Below are 19,726 nucleotides of genomic sequence, written 5' to 3'. Positions count from 1 at the left end.
TGGGGCTTTTCCAAAGTGAGCCGCCGTAAGGGCGGAACCATAAGCTGCCGTTACCTAAATAACGGATATGCCCCCCCGACCAAACCACTAATCAGCAAAACTCCGATCAAAAAAATAAACCTCCCCAGGCTTCAAAACCGCGACCGTCGCCTGCGGCCGCCCACCGTCCCCGGGCTTCTTGCGCCCCGTCTCCCGCAAATACCCCGCCTCAGCCAACTTCAACAACCGCTGCCGAACACTGGTCTTCAACACCGGCCGCCCCAGCACCAGGGAAAAAATCGAGGTCGCCTGCGGCGCACTGAACTCCCCCCCCAAAAACATCAACGGCAAGCTGCTATAGAGCGACTTGGACAACAACCGCTCCTGCACCGCCGCCACAATCAGGTTGTGATCGAACGGCAGCTTGATACTGCCATCCGCCACCGCCTCCAGCGCAAACCAGGCCTGATGCTCGGCCAGCGCCACCTCATCCGCCACAATCGCCAGGTAATAAGTGGACGACGACCAACAACGCGGATCACGAAACGCATCCCCCACCGTACCCACCTGTTCGCTCCAGGCCAGCTCAAACCCCACCTTGTCACTGGCGCGCAACCGCTCCACGGCATCCTTGAGGCTCAGATCCTGCACGCCGCCATTCACCACCACCCCCGGCAGCGCCCAATGCCCGGCGAAGGGCTCGGCGTCGCGCTGGTTCAGCAGCAGTTTCAATTCGCCGGACGCGCGGCAGTAGAACAGGACGCAAAGGTCGACGGTATGCAGGTAGGCGCTGAGCGGCATGGAACATCCTTATAAGCAGTGGCGGGTCACAGTCTAACGGATCGAACAGATATGTCATGAACTCAATAAAGACTAGATAAACAAATGTTTCTTGCCATGAAAGTACATGACGTGTACTTTTGTTTCCAGGCCACAGGAGAACCGCCATGACCCTCGCAAAAACCGCCATTGCTTCATTCGACGTCGATGCCCAGAAGAGCTTCACGCCCCTGTGCCCCAACGAATTGCCGGTGGTCGGCGGTGACCGCATCGGCGCCGAGCTCAACTACATGGCCAGCCTCGCCGGCCACCGCGTTGGCAGCAAGGACGCCCACACCCCGCACGCACCCTGGGTCGTCGCGCAGCACAGCGAGATGCTGCAACCCACCGGCCTGGCCCACGCCGACGTGACCTGGGTCAGCCACTGCGTTCCGGGGACCGAGGGCTTCACGCTGCTGGACGAGTTGCCCACCCCGTACGACTACGACTACTTCATCTGGAAGGGCGTCGAACCCGACCTGCACCCCTACGGCGCCTGCTACCACGACCTGCACGACAAACTCTCCACCGGCGTCATCGAGTACCTGAAAGCTCACGGCGTGGTGCGTGTGATCGTCGGCGGCCTGGCCCTGGACTACTGCGTCAAGACTACCGCGTTGCAACTGCTCAAGGCGGGCCTGGAGGTGGTGCTGCACGTGCCGGCGTGCCGGGGGATCAGCGAGGAGGGCGGTATTCAAGCGCTCAATGAACTGCGCAAGGCCGGTGCCGCCATCAGCAGCACCCGCGAAGAACTGGCCGCGATGGCCACGCGTTAAGGAGACCCACCATGGAAAGTGCCTACGACTACAACGCCCCGGTGATTCAGGGCCTGCTCGACACCGACTACTACACCTTCACCATGATGCAGGCCGTGCTGCACCAGCACCCCAACGTCGATGTGGAATACAACTTCATCGTGCGTTCACGGGAAAAGCTCGGTCACTTGATCCCGGCACTGCGCGACGAGCTGGAAAAGCTCGCCGGCCTGCACATGCGTGAAGGCGAGTTGCGCTTTTTGTTCAACCCGCGCTTTCGCGAATACCTCACCCCGGATTACGAGCGCTTTCTCGGCCTGTTCCGGTTCAACCTGCGCTATATCCACGTCAGTGAAATCGATGGCCAACTGAACATCCGGGTCATCGGCCCGATGCTGCACTGCATCATGTTCGAACAACCGGTGCTGGCCCTGGTCAGCGAGTTGCGCAACCGTGACCAATACCCCGATGTGACCCTGGAAGACGTCACCCGCAAGCTCTATCAGAAGTTCGACTGGCTGGAGAAAAACCTCAGCCGCGACGAGTTGGCCGACCTGCGCGTGTCCGACTTTTCCACGCGCCGGCGCCTGTCGTTCAAGGCCCAGCGCGAAGTGATCGACATCATGCGCCGCGACTTCCCCGGCCAGTTCGTCGGCACCAGCAACGCGCACCTGGCTTATGAGTTCGACCTGCCGCTGATCGGCACCATGGCGCACCAATGGCTGATGGTGCACCAGCAACTGGGGCGCCTGCGCGAGAGCCAGAACGCCGCCCTGGAAAACTGGGTGCGCGAATACCGCGGCCGCCTCGGTATCGCGCTGACCGACTGCATCAGCACCGAGTTTTTCCTCAAGGACTTCGACCTGTACTTCGCCAAGCTCTACGACGGCCTGCGCCAGGACTCCGGCGATCCCATCGCCTGGGCCGACAAGGTGCTGGCCCGCTACAAGCAACTGGGCATCGATCCGATGACCAAGGACCTGATGTTCTCCGACGGCCTGAACTTCGAAAAATGCCTGCCGATCCTGCGCCACGTGCGCGGCAAGGCGCGGTTCGGCTTTGGCATGGGCACCAGCCTGGCGTGTGACGTCGACGGAGTGGAGCCATTGAGCATCGTGATGAAACTGGTGCGGGTGCACGGCGAACCGGTGGTGAAGTTCTCCGACGACCCGATCAAGAACGTCTGCGAAGACCCCTCGTTTTTGCAGTACGCGGCCAAGGTGTTCAACGTCGCCAGCGTGGAGGTGTGACATGCAAACCCAGGAACGTATCGCTCGGGAACTGAATATCGACCGCACGCTGGCCAGGGGCGGCGAGTCCCAGGCGATTCAACGGCGCATCGACTTCATCAAGACCACGTTGCACCAGTCGGGCTGCAAGGCCCTGGTGCTGGGTATCAGTGGCGGTGTTGACTCCCTCACGGCGGGGCGCCTGTGCCAGCTGGCGTGCGAGCAATTGCGCGAGGTAGGCTACGCCGCGCGGTTTATCGCCATGCGCTTGCCCTACAACACCCAGGCCGATGAAGGCGACGCCCAGGCTGCCCTGGGCTTTATCACCCCGGACCAGGTCGACACCCTGAACATCGCCGCCAGCGTCGACGGCCTGATGGCCAGCCTGACCGCCAGCGAAGCCAGTGCCGCCCACGTCGATTTCATCAAGGGCAACGTCAAGGCGCGCACCCGGATGATCGCGCAATACGCCGTGGCCAACCTGCACAACGGCCTGGTCGTCGGCACCGACCACGGCGCTGAAGCGCTGATGGGATTTTTCACCAAGTTCGGCGACGGCGCCTGCGACCTCGCGCCGCTGTCCGGCCTGACCAAGACCCAAGTGCGCCTGCTGGCCACGGCCCTGGGCGCGCCGGACAATCTGGTGCACAAACACCCGACCGCCGACCTGGAAGAGCTGCTGCCGGGCAAGTTGGATGAACACGCCTATGGCTGCACCTATGCCGAGATCGACGCATACCTGATGGGGCAACCGGTCAGCGAGCGGGTGAGGGGAATTGTAGAGGCGGCGTACGGCAAGACGGCGCACAAACGCGCGCTACCGATATCGCCTGATACATGTTTAGTCTGAGAGTCGCCAGTATCTGAAAGGGGGCAAGTACTTCCAGCGCTGCGCTTTTTTTGCTAACCCTATATTTATACGACGTATGACGCTGTGGAACTTGGTCGAACCATACGCCACATAAAATAGGTCCATTCCGTGCTGTTTATGACGCTTAAACGTCACGCGCATTTCAGAATGGAAACTGTCTTTCTTTATCGGGCTATCACGATGACTTATTCCTTTGGCAACACAATTGTTCCACATGCCGCCGCGCAAACCATGCTACCCCTGTCAGAAGTAGCTGCCTCCGCCGACGCCCGCCCCTTGCAACATGTAAGCAATAAAGAACTTGCTCGGCTGTTACTCGACAATAATCGAGCATTCCTGGGTGGCGGCAGCTTATCCAAGCGTCTCATCGAAGATGCCGCCGACAACAGATCCGCATTAAACGGTTCGTATAGCGACGAGCAGAAAAATATTGCCCGAGAATTGGTCGCCCGGCCTGAACTCCTTAAAACGTTGGGTACTGGCCTGACCCACCGCTTGATGAACACTAACGAGGTCAAACGCTCGGATCTGATTGAAGTGAGTGACTTGGCATTGGAGGCAGATCGGGCTGATTTGATGAGTGACAACTCGTTGATTCAACATACGTATCTTTACTTTAATGAGTACGCTGCCGGCGGCAGTGCAGATCGATATGTCAATTTTAATGAGTTGCGACAGGCAGCAGGCTTGGTACCGAGTGATCGAACCTTTTCCCCGAAGGCAAAGTCCGTTGCTGCCGAACTTCTAAAGCGTACCTCGCTGCTCAATGATTTGGATGTGGGGGTGGGATTGTGGGGGTTTTCAGGCAGTAAAGATGAGCGATTCGACAAAGAAAACCTCACCTATATGAATGGTAAAACCTCCCGAAGGGCTAGGTTTCCTTGATGCTTTGATCTGAGAAAGGGCCGACCCAACGGGTCGGCAGCACCTACAACCCTATACGGCGTGAATACCGCGAGTGTTCACAACAAATTTCTTGCAGGCGACAAGAATTCGACTAATATCACCCGGGTAAAACAAATATGACCCGGGTGATAAACCATGTCTACGCCAAACACTCCCCTGTGCACTGCCTTCGTCAGCCATCAACGTGTGGCGGCGGGTTCCTACGCCGATGTGGCCCACACGCTGTCAGGCCTTGACCTGGCCACCGGCAGTTTCCTGGTGTTCGATGACGCCACCGGCACCCAGGTCGATTACCCTTGGCCGGCTGGCTATGCGCCTGGCCAGCCAGTGCCGGCCGAGGTTGCTGATGAGCCGCCCGTTGCGCCCTCCGTGGGGCGGCCAAAGCTGGGCGTGGTCGCGCGCGAAGTCACCTTGTTGCCACGCCACTGGGAATGGCTGGGCCAGCAACGCGGTGGCGCCTCGGCGGCTTTGCGCCGGTTGGTGGATGACGCTCGCAACCTGCACGCCTCCCGTGATCAGATACGCCAGGCCAAGGAGGCCAGCTATCGTTTCATGGTTGCCATCGCTGGCAACCTGCCCGGTTTTGAAGACGCCTCGCGCGCACTGTTTGCCCAGGACGCCGCCGCCTTTGCCCACACGATCGCGCACTGGCCGCTGGACGTGCAGACGTACCTGGCCTGGCTGTCGCGCAATGCCTTTACCGCCCAACCATAATTCACGGATTCGAACCCCCATGGAAGTCACCCAGCAACGGCCGTTGTGGCAGATCTACCTGATCTTTCTGGCACCGATGGTGCTGTCCAACTTCCTGCAAAGTTTTTCCGGCACCCTCAACGGCATCTATGTCGGGCAAATGCTCGGCACCCAGGCGCTGGCGGCCGTGTCGGGGATGTTCCCCATTGTGTTTTTCTTTATCGCCCTGGTGATTGGCCTGGGGGCCGGCGCTTCGGTGCTGATCGGCCAGGCCTGGGGCGCGCAGGAGACCGGGTTGGTCAAGGTGATTACCGGTGCCACCCTGACCCTGGGCGCGTTGGTGGGCGTGATTGCTGCGGTGCTCGGCAGCCTGTTTGCGCGCCCGGCGTTGCAAGCGTTGGGCACGCCGATTGACGTGTTGGACGATGCGGTGGGCTATGCGCAGATGATGATGTTGATCATGCCGCTGCTGCTGGTTTTTATCCTCTATACCCAGTTGTTGCGCGGTGTCAGCGATACGGTGTCGCCGTTGCTGGCACTGGTGGTTTCCACCTTGGTGGGCCTGTTGCTGACCCCGGCGCTGATTCGCGGCTGGATCGGTTTGCCGCCCATGGGCATCCAGAGCGCGGTGTTCGCCGGGCTGGTGGGCAACGCCTTGGCCATGCTGTTTCTGGTCCTGCGCCTGCGCCACAAGAAGCACGTCATGGCGCCCGACCGCGAACTGCTCGCCGCCTTGCGCCTAGACCGCGTGATCCTCGGCAAAGTCCTGCGCATCGGCCTGCCTACCGGCTTACAGATGGTGGTGCTGTCGCTATCGGAACTGGTCATTCTCGCCCTGGTCAACGGTCACGGCTCCCAAGCCACGGCGGCCTACGGTGCGGTGACGCAGATCGTCAACTACGTGCAGTTCCCCGCGTTGTCGATTGCCATCACCGCGTCGATCCTCGGCGCCCAGGCCATTGGTGCGGGGCGCCTGGAGCGCATCGGGCCGATCCTGCGCACCGGGCTGCTGATCAACACCTGCCTCACCGGCGGCTTGATTGTGCTGGGTTATGTGTTGTCACACTGGCTGCTCGGCTTGTTCATCACCGACGACGCGGCGCGGGTCAACGCCGAGCACCTGCTGCATATCATGCTGTGGAGCATCCTGGTGTTCGGCTTCCAGGCGGTGGTGGGCGGCATCATGCGCGCCAGCGGCGTAGTGTTGATGCCGGTGGCGATCTCGATCTTCTGCGTGCTGTGCGTGGAGCTACCGATGGCGTACTTGTTCAACGCGCACTTCGGCCTGGAAGGCGTGTGGATGGCGTTTCCGGTGACTTACCTGGCGATGCTCGGGTTGCAGGTCGCGTATTACCGGCTGGTGTGGCGGCACAAGCAGATCACGCGGTTGGTGTGACTGTCAGGCCACGCAGCAGTAGCTCCAAACCGAGCAAACCTTCCTTCAGGCGCGCGTCCGGGTCTTCGTCCCGGGCGATCCACAGCGCGGTGCTGACCAGGCTGCCATTGATCAACTGAGCCAGCGCCTGGCTCGGCACCGGGTGGATCACCCCGGCCTGCATCAAGGCTTCCAGCAGTTGGCTCAGGGAGGCCACGCAATGTTGCTGGGCGCCGCTGTCTCCCAGCACGGCCGGGGCGTCCTGCAATACGATGCGCTGGATCTCGCTATCCTGGGCCATGCGCAGATACGTCTGGCAGCGCTCACAAAAACCGGCCCAGGGGTCAAGGGCCTGTTCGGTGATGCGTTGCAATCGCGCATCCATCTCGCTGTCGAGTTGCGCAACCACCGCGGCCAGCAGGCCTTTCTTGTCACCGAAGTGATGGTACAAAGCACCCCGGGTCAGCCCGGCGCGGGCGGTAAAGTCGTCCATCGAGGTGTTGGCGTACCCTTGTGTGGCGAACGCCTGGCGCGCGCTGGCGATCAGCCGGGCGCGGGTGTCTTCGATCATTTCGGCACGGGCTCGGCTCATGGGGTGGCTCGTTATGGGCAAGTGAGTGATTGACATACGCTGCGTATGTTAAGCATGATTCGTCACATACGCACCGTATGTATTTTGCCTTGATGACTTTAGATAGCAAGTCCCAAGGCGCAGAGGAAGAGGTCCAGCAAGATGGCAAACCCTTACGCCGCGTTGTTCCAGGTCCAAGGCGCCCGGGCTTTTGTACTGGCCGGGATGCTTGCGCGCATGCCGGTGTCGATGACCGGCATCGGCCTGATCACCATGCTTGCCCAGGTGCATGGCGGCTACGGCCTGGCAGGCTCGGTGGCGGCGGTGTTTGCGTTGGCCACGGCGTTTTGCGCGCCGCAGGTTTCCCGCCTGGTGGACCGTTACGGCCAGGGCAGGGTGCTGCCCATCGCCGCGTTGATCGGTGGCGGCGGTTTGTTGATGGTGCTGCTGTGTACCCGTTTGCAGGCGCCGAGCTGGACGTTGTTCCTGTTCGCCGCGCTGGCCGGCTGCATGCCGAACATGTCCGCCATGGTGCGGGCGCGCTGGACCGAGTTGTACCGCGGGCAACCCCAGCTGCAAACCGCGTTTGCCCTGGAATCGGTGCTGGATGAAGTGTGCTTCATCATCGGCCCGCCGATTTCGGTGGGCCTGAGCGTGGTGCTGTTCCCGGAGGCCGGGCCGCTGGTCGCCGCGCTGTTGCTGGCGGTGGGCGTCACCACCTTTGTGCTGCAACGTGAAACCGAACCGCCCGTGCATGCGCACCACGACCATCACAGCGGCTGGTTGATCGCCTCGCCGTCGGTGCTGATCCTGATGATCCTGTTGCTGGCCATGGGCGTGATCGTCGGCGTGGTCGACGTGGTCAGCGTGGCCTTCGCCCAGCACCAGGGCCAGCCGGCGGCGGCGAGCATCGTGCTGTCGGTGTACGCCATCGGCTCGTGCCTGGCGGGGCTGGCGTTTGGCACGCTCAAGCTCAAGGCGCCGTTGCCCAAGCAGTTTCTGTGCTGCGGCGTGGCCACGGCGTTGACCACCTTGCCGTTGTTGCTGGTGACCAACATCCCGGGCCTGGCGGTGGCGATCTTCATTTCCGGGCTGTTCTTCGCGCCGACCCTGATCGTGTCCATGGCCCTGGTGGAGCGCATCGTCCCGCCCAGCCGCCTGACCGAAGGCATGACCTGGCTGATTACTGGCCTGAGCATCGGCGTGGCCATCGGCGCCGCCAGCTCCGGCTGGATGATCGACCACTTTGGCGCCACCAGCGGGTTCTGGGTGGCGTTGGTGGCGGGGGCGGTGGTGTTGGGGTCAGCGGTGCTGGGGTACCGGCGGTTGGGGTGATGAACCCATCCACTGCTGCGCGAAAGGCAATCTCAAGTTCTTTTCGGGTTTGTCCTTCATAACTGTGCAGGGCGTCGATGTACAAAAGCTTGCCAGACAGGCAGTCGTCTTCGACGCTGATTTCTACTGAGTCGCAATGGCTCTCCGGTTTCTTGTAGGGCGGTTCCACGCAGCCTCCATCCCCCCGCTAATTTTTCCCCTTCCGGTTCGTTTTATAGGGACGACGTGCCTTTGTGCTTCCCGCCTATTGCCCCGGACTCCAAGAAATGAATGCTGAAGACTCCTTGAAACTTGCTCGCCGGTTTATCGGGTTGCCCCTGGAAAAACGCCAACTGTTCCTGCAAGCCTTGCAGAAAGAAGGCGTGGATTTTTCCCGGTTTCCGATTCCGGCAGGGGTGGAGACGGAGGATCGCCAGGCGCTGTCCTACGCGCAGCAGCGCATGTGGTTCCTGTGGCAATTGGACCCGGCCAGCGGCGCCTATAACTTGCCGGGCGCGGTGCGGCTCAAGGGCGCGCTGAACCTGGAGGCCATGGAACAGGCGTTCGCCAGCCTGGTGGCGCGGCACGAAACCTTGCGCACCGTGTTCCAGCGCCAGGCCGATGAGCGCCTGCTGCAAGTCGCCACGCCGACCTCGCTGGTCATCGAGCACCTGGATTTCAGCGCCCTGACCGCAGCCGAGCGCGAGCCCGCCGTCAATGCCGCCGCGACCGCACAATCGCTGCACCCGTTCGACCTGGAACACGGCCCGCTGCTGCGCGTGCAACTGCTCAAGCTCGACACCCAGGAGCACGTGCTTTTGCTGACCCTGCACCACATCGTCTCCGATGGCTGGTCGATGAACGTGCTGATCGACGAATTCATCCGCCTCTACGACGCCCATGAGCGCAACGAAGCACCACAACTGCCGCCGTTGCCGATCCAGTACAGTGACTACGCCCTGTGGCAGCGCCGCTGGCTGGAAGCGGGCGAGCAGGCGCGCCAGCTCGACTACTGGCAGGCGCGCCTGGGCGACGAACACCCGGTGCTGGAATTGCCCACCGACCGCTCGCGCCCGGCCATGCCCAGTTACCAGGGCACGCGGCATAATTTCGCGATCGAGCCGGCGCTGGCCGCGCAACTGCGCAGCTGTGCCCAGCAGCACAACGTCACCCTGTTCATGTTGCTGCTCGGCGCCTTCAACGTGCTGTTGCATCGTTACACCGGGCAGGGCGATATCCGTATCGGCGTGCCCATTGCCAACCGCAACCGCAGTGAAGTCGAGGGCCTGATCGGCTTTTTCGTCAACACCCAGGTGCTGCGCACCGAACTCACCGGGCAAACCCGCGTCGGCGAGTTGCTGCAAGGCATCAAGGAGCACGCGCTGGGTGCCCAGGATCATCAGGAGTTGCCGTTCGAGCGCCTGGTGGAAGCGCTGAAAGTCGAGCGCAGCCTCAGCCACACGCCGCTGTTCCAGGTCATGTACAACCACCAGCCGCTGGTGGCGGACATCGCCAGCATCCGCACCGCCTCCGGCCTGGAGCTGGCCGCTGTGGAGTGGCAAGGCCGCACCACCCAGTTTGACCTGACCCTCGACACCTACGAAAAGTCCGGCACCCTGCATGCGGCGCTGACCTACGCCAACGACCTGTTCGACGCGCCCTCCATCGCACGCATGGCCGCGCACTGGATCAGCCTGTTGCAGGCCATGGTCGCGGATGGCGAGCAACGCATTGGCGAGTTGCCGATGCTCAGCGCCGAGGACCGCCACGCGCAGGTCGTCGCCTGGAACCACACCGCCGAGGCCTATCCGACCGAGCGCGGCATTCATCACCTGATCGAAGACCAGGTGCAGCGCACCCCGGATGCTCCGGCGCTGACGTTCGCCAGCTCCACGCTGACCTACGCCCAGCTCGACGCCCGCGCTAACCGGCTGGCCAACCTGCTGCGCGAGAGCGGCGTTGGCCCGGACGTGCTGGTGGGTATCTGCATCGAGCGCTCCATCGACATGGTGGTGGGCCTGCTCGCCATTCTCAAGGCGGGCGGCGCGTATGTGCCGCTGGACCCCGAGTACCCCGAGGAACGCCTGGCGTACATGATCGAAGACAGCGGCATCACGCTGCTGCTCAGCCAGCACAGCCTGCTGGCGCAACTGCCGACCGCAGGCATCCGGGTGATCGCCCTGGACCAGCCCGCGCCGTGGCTTGACGGCTACAGCGCACAATCGCCTGCCGTGCCGATCCAGGCGCTGAACCTCGCCTACGTGATCTACACCTCCGGCTCCACCGGCAAACCCAAGGGCGCCGGCAACAGCCATCACGCGCTGGTCAACCGCCTGTGCTGGATGCAGCAGGCCTACGCACTGGACGACAGTGACGCGGTCCTGCAGAAAACCCCGTTCAGCTTTGATGTGTCGGTGTGGGAGTTCTTCTGGCCGCTGATGACCGGCGCGCGCCTGGTGGTCGCCGCCCCTGGCGAACACCGCGAGCCGGCGCGGCTGATCGAGACCATTGGCCGCCACGGCATCACCACCTTGCACTTTGTACCGTCGATGTTGCAGGCGTTTATCCATGAGCCGGGCGTGCACGCCTGCGCCAGCCTCAAGCGCATTGTGTGCAGCGGCGAAGCCTTGCCGCTGGATGCGCAAACCCAGGTCTTCGCCAAGTTGCCCCAGGCCGGTTTGTTCAACCTTTATGGCCCCACCGAAGCCGCCATCGACGTGACCCACTGGACCTGCATCGACGAAGGCGCCGACAGCGTGCCCATCGGGCGGCCCATCGCGAACCTCGCCACCTACGTACTCGACGCCCAACTCAACCCGGTACCGGCCGGCGTGTCCGGCGAGCTGTACCTGGGCGGCACGGGCCTGGCCCGCAGTTATCACCGGCGTCCGGCGCTTACCGCCGAGCGCTTTGTGCCGAGCCCGTTCGTGGCTGGCGAGCGCCTGTATCGCACCGGCGACCGTGTTTGCCAACGCGCCGACGGCGTCATCGAATACCTCGGCCGCCTCGACCATCAGGTCAAGCTGCGCGGCCTGCGCATCGAACTCGGTGAAATCGAGACGCGCCTGATGCAACACCCCGCGGTGCGTGAAGCCGTGGTGCTGGTGCACGGCGGCAAGCAACTGGTCGCGTACCTCGTCCACGAACAGGACGAGCCCGCCGACCTCAAGGCCTGGCTGCTCGGCAGCCTGCCGGAATACATGGTGCCGACCCACTTCATCGCCCTGGCCAAGCTGCCGGTGACCGCCAACGGCAAGCTCGACCGCAAGGCGCTGCCCTTGCCGGACGCCGCGCCGCAACAGGCCTACAGTGCCCCGGAAAACCCTTTGCAAAGCGCTTTGGCGGCGATCTGGAGCGATGTGCTGGGCATCGCGCAAGTCGGCCTGGACGACAACTTCTTCGAGCTGGGCGGCGACTCGATCATCTCCATCCAGGTGGTCAGCCGTGCCCGGCAGGCGGGGATTCGTCTCAGCCCGCGCGACCTGTTCCAGTACCAGAGCGTGCGCAGCCTGGCGCTGGTGGCGAGCTTCGAGCAGGCCGCGCTGATCGATCAAGGTCCGGTCAGCGGCGAGGTGATCCTGACCCCGGTGCAGCACGCCTTCTTCGCCCAGGCGATCCCGGCGCGTCAGTATTGGAACCAGTCACTGCTGTTGACCCCGCGTGAGGCCCTGGAGCCTGCGCGTCTTGCAGCGGCGTTGACCCAGGTGATCAACCATCACGATGCCCTGCGCCTGCGCTTCGTTCAGCAGGCCGATGGCTGGCAGCAAAGCCATGGCGCAGCCGTCACCGACGCGGCGTTGTGGCAATCCCACGCCAGCAGCGATGCCGAACTGGCCGCCCTGTGCGATGAAGCCCAGCGTAGCCTCGACCTGGAACACGGCCCGCTGCTGCGTGCCGCCTTGATCACGCTGGCCGATGGCACCCAGCGCCTGCTGCTGGTGGTCCATCACCTGGTGGTCGATGGCGTGTCGTGGCGCATCCTGCTGGAAGACCTGCAACAGGCTTACAACAGAGCCGCCTTGCCGGCCAAAACCAGCGCCTATCAAACCTGGGCGCAGCAGTTGCAGGCCCACGCCCACAGCCTCGACGCGCAACTGCCGTACTGGCAGGCGCAGTCGGTCGACGCCGACCTGCCGTGTGACAACCCCCAGGGCGGCCTGCAAAACCGTCTGGGCAGCAAAATCGACATCCGTCTCGACGCCGAGCAAACGCGCCAACTGCTGCAAGACGCCCCGGCGGCCTATCGCACCCAGGTCAACGACCTGCTGCTGACCGCGCTGGCGCGGGTGCTCAGCCGTTGGAGCGGCCAGCACGCGGCGCTGATCCAGCTGGAAGGCCATGGTCGCGAAGACCTGTTCGACGGCGTCGACCTGAGCCGCACCATCGGCTGGTTCACCAGCCTGTTCCCCGTGCGATTGCAGGCCGACGGCGAATTGTCGAGCGCGATCAAATCAGTCAAGGAGCAACTGCGCGCCGTGCCCGACAAGGGCCTGGGCTACGGCCTGCTGCGCTACCTGGGCACGCCTGAGTCCCGCGAAGCCCTGGCCGGCCTGGCAGTACCGCGCATCACCTTCAACTACCTGGGGCAGTTCGACCGGCAGTTCGACGCGTCCGCGCTGTTCGTTCCCGCCACACAAGGCAGCGGCCAGGCCCAGGACGCCGAGGCGCCGCTGGCCAACTGGCTGACGCTGGAAGGGCAGGTGTACGGCGGTGAACTGAGCCTGAGCTGGGGCTTCAGCCGCGAGATGTTCCAGGCGTCGACCATTCAACGCCTGGCAGACGATTACCAGCAGGAACTGCGGGCGCTGATCGCCCACTGCCTCGACCCGCAACACGGCGGCCTGACCCCGGCCGACGTGCCTCTGGCATGCCTGACCCAGGCGCAACTGGATGAGTTGGCGCTCACTCCCCGTGGCGTGCAGGACCTGTACCCGCTGTCGCCGATGCAGCAGGGCATGCTGTTCCACAGCCTGTACCAGCAAGGCCAGGACGACATCTACGTCAGCCAGCTGCGCGCCGACATCCACGGCCTCGACGTGCCGCGCTTCCAGCGGGCCTGGGAACAGGTGCTGGCGCGGCACGACATGTTGCGTACCGGGTTCATCTGGCAGGACGCGCAAGCGCAAGCGTTGCAAGCGGTCCATCGGGATGTCGCGTTGCCGTTCGCCGAATACGACTGGCAGGCGCGCCCCGATCAGCAAGCAGCGCTGGACGCACTGAGCGAATCCACCCGCGCCCAGGGTTTTGTGCTGGAACAGGCGCCGCTGCTCAGCCTGAAACTGGTACGCACCGGCCACGACTGCTTCCATCTGATCTACACCAACCACCACATCCTGCTGGATGGCTGGAGCCGTGCGCAGCTGTTCGGCGAAGTCTTGCAGCACTATGCCGGCCAGCCGTTGCCGGCGATCCACGGGCACTACCGCGATTACATCGGCTGGTTGCAGGCGCAGGACGCGTCCCTCAGCGAAGCGTTCTGGAAAAACCAGTTGGCAACGCTGCACACGCCGACGCAACTGGCGCGCGGCGTTTCGACGGCGCCCGCAGCGGCCAAGGGCAGCCAACACCTGCACCTGAGCCCGGCGCACAGCGCGCAACTCAAGGCCTTCGCGCAGTCGCACAAAGTCACCCTCAATACCCTGGTGCAAGCGGCCTGGCTGCTGTTGCTGCAACGCCACACCGGCCAGGATACCGTGGCCTTCGGCGCGACCGTTTCCGGGCGCCCGGCCGGTTTGCCGGGGGTTGAACAGCAAGTCGGCCTGTTCATCAACACCTTGCCGGTCATTGCCACGCCGAGCCCGCAACTGTGGGTCGGCGAGTGGTTGCAACAGGTGCAGGCCCTCAACCTCAGCCTGCGCGAACACGAGCACACGCCGCTGTTCGATATCCAGCGCTGGGCGGGGGCGGGCGGTGTGGCGTTGTTCGACACGCTGCTGGTGGTGGAAAACTATCCGGTCTCCGAGGCGTTGGCCCATGGTGCGCCTGCCGGGCTTGCGTTCAGCAATGTGCAAAACCTGGAGCAGACGCACTATCCGCTCACCGTGTTGCTCGGCGCGGGTACGACGTTGGAGTTTGAGTTCAGCTTCGATACGCAGCTGTTTGGCGAAGATGAAATCCGCCAACTGACCGAGTCCTTCCAGCACCTGCTGCACGGCTTGAGCCAGCCAGCACCTCGGCGCCTGGGGGATGTACCGGCGCTGACCGACGCCGTACACCAACAGGTGGTCTACGCCTGGAACGCCACCGCCCGCGACTATCCGTTGCAGCATTGCGTGCACCACCTGATCGAAGAACAAGCTGCCCGCACGCCGGATGCGCCGGCGCTGGCCTTCGCGCAACAACGCTTGACCTACGCCCAGCTGAACCGCCGCGCCAACCGCTTGGCGCACCGCTTGATCGAAGCCGGCGTGGGCCCGGACGTGCTGGTCGGTTTGGCAGTGGAGCGTTCCATCGAAATGGTCGTGGGCCTGCTCGCCGTGCTCAAGGCCGGTGGTGCCTATGTGCCGCTGGACCCGGAATACCCGCGCGAACGCCTGGCCTACATGCTGGAGGACAGCGGCGTCAAACTGCTGCTGACCCAGGCGCATTTACAGGTACAGCTGCCGATTCCGTCGACCCTCGACACCCTAGTGCTGGGTGAATCAGCCTTCGAAGGCTACAGCGACGTCAATCCGCACATTGAACTGCACGGCGAAAACCTCGCCTACGTGATCTACACCTCAGGTTCCACCGGCCAGCCCAAAGGCGCCGGCAACCGCCATGCCGCCCTGGCCAACCGCCTGCACTGGATGCAGGAGGCCTACGCGCTGGACGTCAGCGACAGCGTGTTGCAAAAGACCCCGTTCAGCTTCGACGTCTCCGTGTGGGAGTTCTTCTGGCCGCTGCTGACCGGCGCCCGCCTGGTGGTGGCAGCGCCGGGCGATCACCGTGATCCGGCCAAGCTGGTCAGCCTGATCAACGCCGAGCAAATCACCACGCTGCACTTTGTGCCGTCGATGTTGCAGGCGTTCCTGCAAGAACCGACCGTTGCCACCTGCCACACCCTGCACCGCATCGTGTGCAGCGGTGAAGCCCTGCCGGTGGACGCCCAGCAGCAAGTCTTCGCCAAACTGCCCGAGGCCGGGCTCTACAACCTCTACGGCCCGACCGAAGCCGCCATCGACGTGACCTATTGGACCTGCGTCGATGAAGGCCGCGACGCCGTGCCGATTGGCCGGCCGATTGCCAACGTCGGTTGCTACATCCTCGACAGCCACTTCGAACCCGCGCCCGTTGGCGTGCTGGGCGAGTTGTACCTCGGCGGCATCGGCCTGGCGCGCGGGTATCACCGTCGCCCGGCGCTGACGGCCGAGCGTTTTATCGCCCATCCGTTTGTTGCCGGTGAGCGCCTGTACCGCACGGGTGACCTGGCGCGTTACCGCGACGACGGCGTGATCGAATACGCCGGGCGCATCGACCATCAAGTCAAACTGCGTGGCCAACGCATCGAACTGGGGGAAATCGAAGCGCGCCTGCTGGAACACGACACGGTGCGCGAGAGCGCCGTGTTGGCGGTCGATGGCCACTACCTGGTGGCGTATGTGGTGCTGCATGACGCCGCTGATGACTGGCGTGAAGTGCTGGGCACCCATCTGGCCGCGCACCTGCCGGACTATATGGTCCCGGCGCAATGGCTGGCGCTTGAGCGCATGCCCGTGAGCCCCAACGGCAAGCTCGACCGCAAGGCCCTGCCGAAAGTCGACGTGCAGGCGCGTGAATACCTTGCGCCGCACACCGAGCGGGAACAACAGATCGCCGCGATCTGGGCCGAGGTGCTCGGCGTGGCGCAGGTCGGCCTCAACGATCAGTTCTTTGCGTTGGGCGGGCATTCCCTGCTGGCGACCCAGACCGTGTCGCGCATCCGCCACGATCTCGGCCTCGAGGTGGGCTTGAAGGCCCTGTTCGATCAACCCGTGCTCGGCGACTTCGTCCGCGCACTGGGTGAAACACAGGTGCAGATCAGTCAGATCCAACCCATCGAACGCGACCAGCCGCTGGCCCTGTCCTACGCCCAGGAACGCCAGTGGTTCCTCTGGCAACTGGACCCCCGCAGCGCCGCCTATCACGTGCCCAGCGCCTTGCGCCTCAAGGGCCCGCTGGATCACGCCGCCTTGCAGCGCGCCTTCGACACCCTGGCCGCGCGCCACGACAGCCTGCGCACCCATTTGCAGCAGGACGCCGACCGCACGGTGCAAGTGATCCGCCCGCACGTGGCGATCGAACTCACGCTGGTGGACGCCGATGAGGCACGCTTGAAAGCCCTGGTCGAGGCGCGCATCACTGCGCCGTTCGACCTGCGCCAGGGCCCGCTGATGCGCGTCAGCCTGCTGCGCCTGGCGGCGGACGAACATGTGCTGGTGCTGGTGCAGCACCACATCATCTCCGATGGCTGGTCGATGCAAGTGATGGTGGATGAACTGGTGCAGCTCTACGCCGCCTACAACCAGGGGCAAAGCCTGCAACTGCCGGCGCTGGCGGTGCAATACGCCGACTACGCGGCGTGGCAACGCCAGTGGATGGAAGCGGGGGAGAAGGCCCGTCAGCTCGATTACTGGCGCGAACTGCTCGGCGGCGAACAGCCGGTGCTGGAACTGCCGTTCGATCACCAACGCCCGGCGGTGCCGACCCATCGTGGCGCGCGCCTCGATGTGCCGCTGCCTGCGCAGCTATTGGACGGCCTCAAAGCCCTGGCCCAGCGCGAAGGCGTGACGCTGTTCATGCTGTTGCTGGCGTCCTACCAGGTGCTTCTGCACCGCTACAGCGGCCAGCAGGACATCCGCGTCGGCGTGCCTATCGCCAACCGCAACCGGGTCGAGACCGAGCGCCTGATCGGCTTCTTCGTCAACACCCAGGTGCTCAAGGCGGATATCGACGGGCACACCACCGTGCGTGAACTGCTGGCCCAGGTCAAACAGCGCGCCCTTGAAGCCCAGGCCCATCAGGACCTGCCGTTCGAGCAACTGGTGGAGGCACTGCAACCGGAACGCAGCCTCAGCCTGAGCCCGCTGTTCCAGGTAGCGTTCAACCACCATATCAGCCTGGCGGGCGGGCATTTGCAGCGCCTGGGCGAGTTGGCTATCAGTCCGGTCGCCTGGGACGAAGCGGTCGCCCAGTTCGACCTGACACTGGATATCGAAGAGTCGGCGGCGCAACTGCGCGCCTCGCTGAGCTACGCCACCGACCTGTTTGACGCCACGACCATCGCACGCATGGCGCGGCATTGGCAGAACCTGTTGCAGGCGATGGTTGCCGATCAGCAACAGAGCATTGGCCAACTGAACCTGCTGGATGCGGACGAGCAGCAGCACATTCTGCAACTGTGGGATCGCAGCGAGTCTGGCTTCCCGAGTGTCCGTTTGGCGCATGAACTGTTCGCCGATCGCGCCCGTGAAAATCCCCAGGCCGTGGCGGTCAAGTTCGACTCGCAAACCCTCAGCTACGGCGAGCTGGAGCGTCAGGCCAACCGTTTGGCCCACGCGCTGATCGCCCGTGGCGTCGGCCCCGAAGTGCGCGTGGCCATCGCCATGCCGCGCTGTGCCGAAAGCCTGGTAGCGTTCCTCGGCGTGATGAAATCCGGTGGCGTGTATGTGCCTCTGGATATCGAATATCCGCGTGATCGCCTGCTGTACATGATGGAAGACAGCCGCGCGAAATTGCTGCTGACCCACAGCAGCGCGTTGCAGCAATTGCCGATTCCCGACGGCCTGGAGGTGTTGGCGATTGATCGCACCGAGGGCTACGCCGAGACCGCGCCAGAGGTGGAATTGGATGGCGACAACCTCGCCTACGTGATCTACACCTCCGGCTCTACCGGCATGCCTAAAGGCGTGGCGGTGTCCCACGGGCCTTTGGTGGCGCACATCATCGCCACCGGTGAACGCTACGAAACCAGCCCAAGCGACTGCGAATTGCACTTCATGTCCTTTGCCTTCGACGGCTCCCACGAAGGCTGGATGCACCCGCTGATCAACGGCGCCAGCGTGCTGATCCGTGACGACAGCCTGTGGCTGCCGGAACACACCTACGCGCAGATGCATCGGCATAACGTGACCATGGCCGTGTTCCCACCGGTGTACCTGCAACAGCTGGCCGAGCACGCCGAGCGCGACGGCAATCCACCGGCCGTGCGGGTCTACTGCTTCGGCGGCGATGCAGTGGCGCAGGCCAGTTACGACCTGGCTTGGCGTGCATTACGTCCAACCTACCTGTTCAACGGCTACGGCCCGACTGAAACCGTGGTCACACCGCTGTTGTGGAAAGCCCGCAAAGGCGACCCTTGCGGCGCCGTTTACGCACCGATTGGCACCTTGCTGGGCAACCGCAGCGGCTACGTACTGGATGCCCAACTCAACCTGCAACCCATCGGCGTCGCCGGCGAGTTGTACCTGGGCGGCGAGGGCGTTGCGCGGGGTTACCTGGAGCGTCCAGCACTCACCGCCGAACGCTTTGTACCGGACCCGTTCGGCAAACCCGGCAGCCGCGTGTACCGCAGCGGCGACCTGACCCGTGGGCGTCCCGACGGCGTCGTCGACTACCTCGGCCGCGTCGATCACCAAGTGAAAATCCGTGGCTTCCGCATCGAACTGGGGGAAATCGAAGCGCGCCTGCGGGAACAGGACAGCGTCGGCGAAACCGTGGTGGTGGCCCAGGACGGCCCGACCGGCAAGCAGCTAGTGGCTTACGTCGTCCCGGCCGATGCGTCGCTGGCCAACGAAACCGAGTTCCGCGACACCCTGCGCCGCGCCCTGAAAACCCGCCTGCCGGACTACATGGTGCCCGCGCACTTCATGTTCCTCGCGCAAATGCCGCTGACCCCCAACGGCAAGCTCGACCGCAAGGGCCTGCCCGAGCCGGACGCCAGCCAGTTGCAGCAACACTACGTGGCCCCCGAAACCGAGCTGGAACAGCAGATCGCCGCCATCTGGGCCGATGTGCTGCGCCTTGAACAAGTGGGCCTGAACGACAACTTCTTCGAAGTCGGCGGCCATTCGCTGCTGGCGATCCAGATCACCTCGCGGGTGCAGGCCGAACTGGGCCTGGAAGTGCCGCTGGTGGAAGTGTTCCAGACCGAAACGCTGCGCGCCTATGTCCAGGCCGCCGCGACATTCCGTGCCGGCAGCGCGGAAGACTTTGATGATCTTCGTGACTTTTTGAGCGAACTAGAGGCGATTTGAA

At 63.7% G+C, this 19,726-nt stretch carries 10 protein-coding genes; 8 read left to right on the top strand and 2 right to left on the bottom strand.

Translation table 11 applies throughout. From position 1 onward, the window contains the following. Window positions 1-87 precede the first annotated feature (87 nt). Window positions 88-780, bottom strand: coding sequence for an NUDIX hydrolase (locus B348_RS0107955; protein WP_017735603.1), 693 nt, complete (start codon window positions 778-780; stop codon window positions 88-90). 146 nt (window positions 781-926) lie between these two features. Here B348_RS0107955 and B348_RS0107950 point away from each other — a divergent pair, with 146 nt between their 5' ends. The 6 genes from B348_RS0107950 to B348_RS0107925 all read left to right on the top strand — a co-directional run bounded on the left by B348_RS0107950 (window position 927) and on the right by B348_RS0107925 (window position 6,648). After that, window positions 927-1,574, top strand: a complete 648-nt coding sequence (locus tag B348_RS0107950; protein ID WP_017735602.1) for a nicotinamidase — start codon at window positions 927-929, stop codon at window positions 1,572-1,574. 11 nt (window positions 1,575-1,585) lie between these two features. Further along, on the top strand, window positions 1,586-2,803 hold the full coding sequence (gene pncB / locus B348_RS0107945) for a nicotinate phosphoribosyltransferase (protein ID WP_017735601.1): 1,218 nt from the start codon (window positions 1,586-1,588) through the stop codon (window positions 2,801-2,803). Window position 2,804: 1 nt separating this feature from the next. After that, window positions 2,805-3,632 carry an ammonia-dependent NAD(+) synthetase gene (gene nadE, locus B348_RS0107940; RefSeq protein WP_017735600.1) on the top strand — a complete coding sequence of 276 codons (828 nt, stop codon included), beginning with the start codon at window positions 2,805-2,807 and terminating at the stop codon, window positions 3,630-3,632. 129 nt (window positions 3,633-3,761) lie between these two features. Beyond that, window positions 3,762-4,538: a hypothetical protein gene (locus tag B348_RS1000000131720; protein WP_177325319.1), complete on the top strand. Its 777-nt coding sequence runs from the start codon at window positions 3,762-3,764 to the stop codon at window positions 4,536-4,538. Between the two features lie 156 nt (window positions 4,539-4,694). Next, on the top strand, window positions 4,695-5,273 hold the full coding sequence (locus B348_RS0107930; RefSeq protein ID WP_026136652.1) for a DUF2239 family protein: 579 nt from the start codon (window positions 4,695-4,697) through the stop codon (window positions 5,271-5,273). 19 nt (window positions 5,274-5,292) lie between these two features. Further along, window positions 5,293-6,648 (top strand): MATE family efflux transporter, encoded by a 1,356-nt coding sequence (locus B348_RS0107925; RefSeq protein ID WP_017735597.1) that lies wholly within the window; start codon window positions 5,293-5,295, stop codon window positions 6,646-6,648. Here B348_RS0107925 and B348_RS0107920 read toward each other — a convergent pair. Then, entirely contained in the window at window positions 6,632-7,219 is a 588-nt protein-coding gene (locus B348_RS0107920) for a TetR/AcrR family transcriptional regulator (RefSeq protein WP_026136651.1), read from the bottom strand. The two genes, B348_RS0107925 and B348_RS0107920, sit on opposite strands and share 17 nt — an antisense overlap. 141 nt (window positions 7,220-7,360) lie before the next feature. On the opposite strand from B348_RS0107920, the gene B348_RS0107915 reads away from it, so the two are divergent. Both B348_RS0107915 and B348_RS0107910 read left to right on the top strand, forming a co-directional pair. Continuing rightward, a complete protein-coding gene (locus B348_RS0107915; RefSeq protein WP_017735595.1) occupies window positions 7,361-8,533 on the top strand; it encodes an MFS transporter in 1,173 nt (390 codons plus the stop codon). 266 nt (window positions 8,534-8,799) lie between these two features. Then, a complete protein-coding gene (locus B348_RS0107910) occupies window positions 8,800-19,725 on the top strand; it encodes a non-ribosomal peptide synthase/polyketide synthase (protein ID WP_017735594.1) in 10,926 nt (3,641 codons plus the stop codon). Window position 19,726: the final 1 nt, after the last annotated feature.

This window comes from Pseudomonas sp. CBZ-4 (genome assembly GCF_000346755.1).
Taxonomy (GTDB): Bacteria; Pseudomonadota; Gammaproteobacteria; order Pseudomonadales; family Pseudomonadaceae; genus Aquipseudomonas.
This window is presented reverse-complemented; position numbering and strand designations above follow the sequence as displayed.

What these genes read in the sequence shown, in the direction of transcription:
- B348_RS0107955 (WP_017735603.1), bottom strand. Translation starts at nt 780, where the DNA reads ATGCCGCTCAGCGCCTACCTGCATACCGTCGACCTTTGCGTCCTGTTC.
- B348_RS0107950 (WP_017735602.1), top strand. Translation starts at nt 927, where the DNA reads ATGACCCTCGCAAAAACCGCCATTGCTTCATTCGACGTCGATGCCCAG.
- pncB (WP_017735601.1), top strand. Translation starts at nt 1,586, where the DNA reads ATGGAAAGTGCCTACGACTACAACGCCCCGGTGATTCAGGGCCTGCTC.
- nadE (WP_017735600.1), top strand. Translation starts at nt 2,805, where the DNA reads ATGCAAACCCAGGAACGTATCGCTCGGGAACTGAATATCGACCGCACG.
- B348_RS0107930 (WP_026136652.1), top strand. Translation starts at nt 4,695, where the DNA reads ATGTCTACGCCAAACACTCCCCTGTGCACTGCCTTCGTCAGCCATCAA.
- B348_RS0107925 (WP_017735597.1), top strand. Translation starts at nt 5,293, where the DNA reads ATGGAAGTCACCCAGCAACGGCCGTTGTGGCAGATCTACCTGATCTTT.
- B348_RS0107920 (WP_026136651.1), bottom strand. Translation starts at nt 7,219, where the DNA reads ATGAGCCGAGCCCGTGCCGAAATGATCGAAGACACCCGCGCCCGGCTG.
- B348_RS0107915 (WP_017735595.1), top strand. Translation starts at nt 7,361, where the DNA reads ATGGCAAACCCTTACGCCGCGTTGTTCCAGGTCCAAGGCGCCCGGGCT.
- B348_RS0107910 (WP_017735594.1), top strand. Translation starts at nt 8,800, where the DNA reads ATGAATGCTGAAGACTCCTTGAAACTTGCTCGCCGGTTTATCGGGTTG.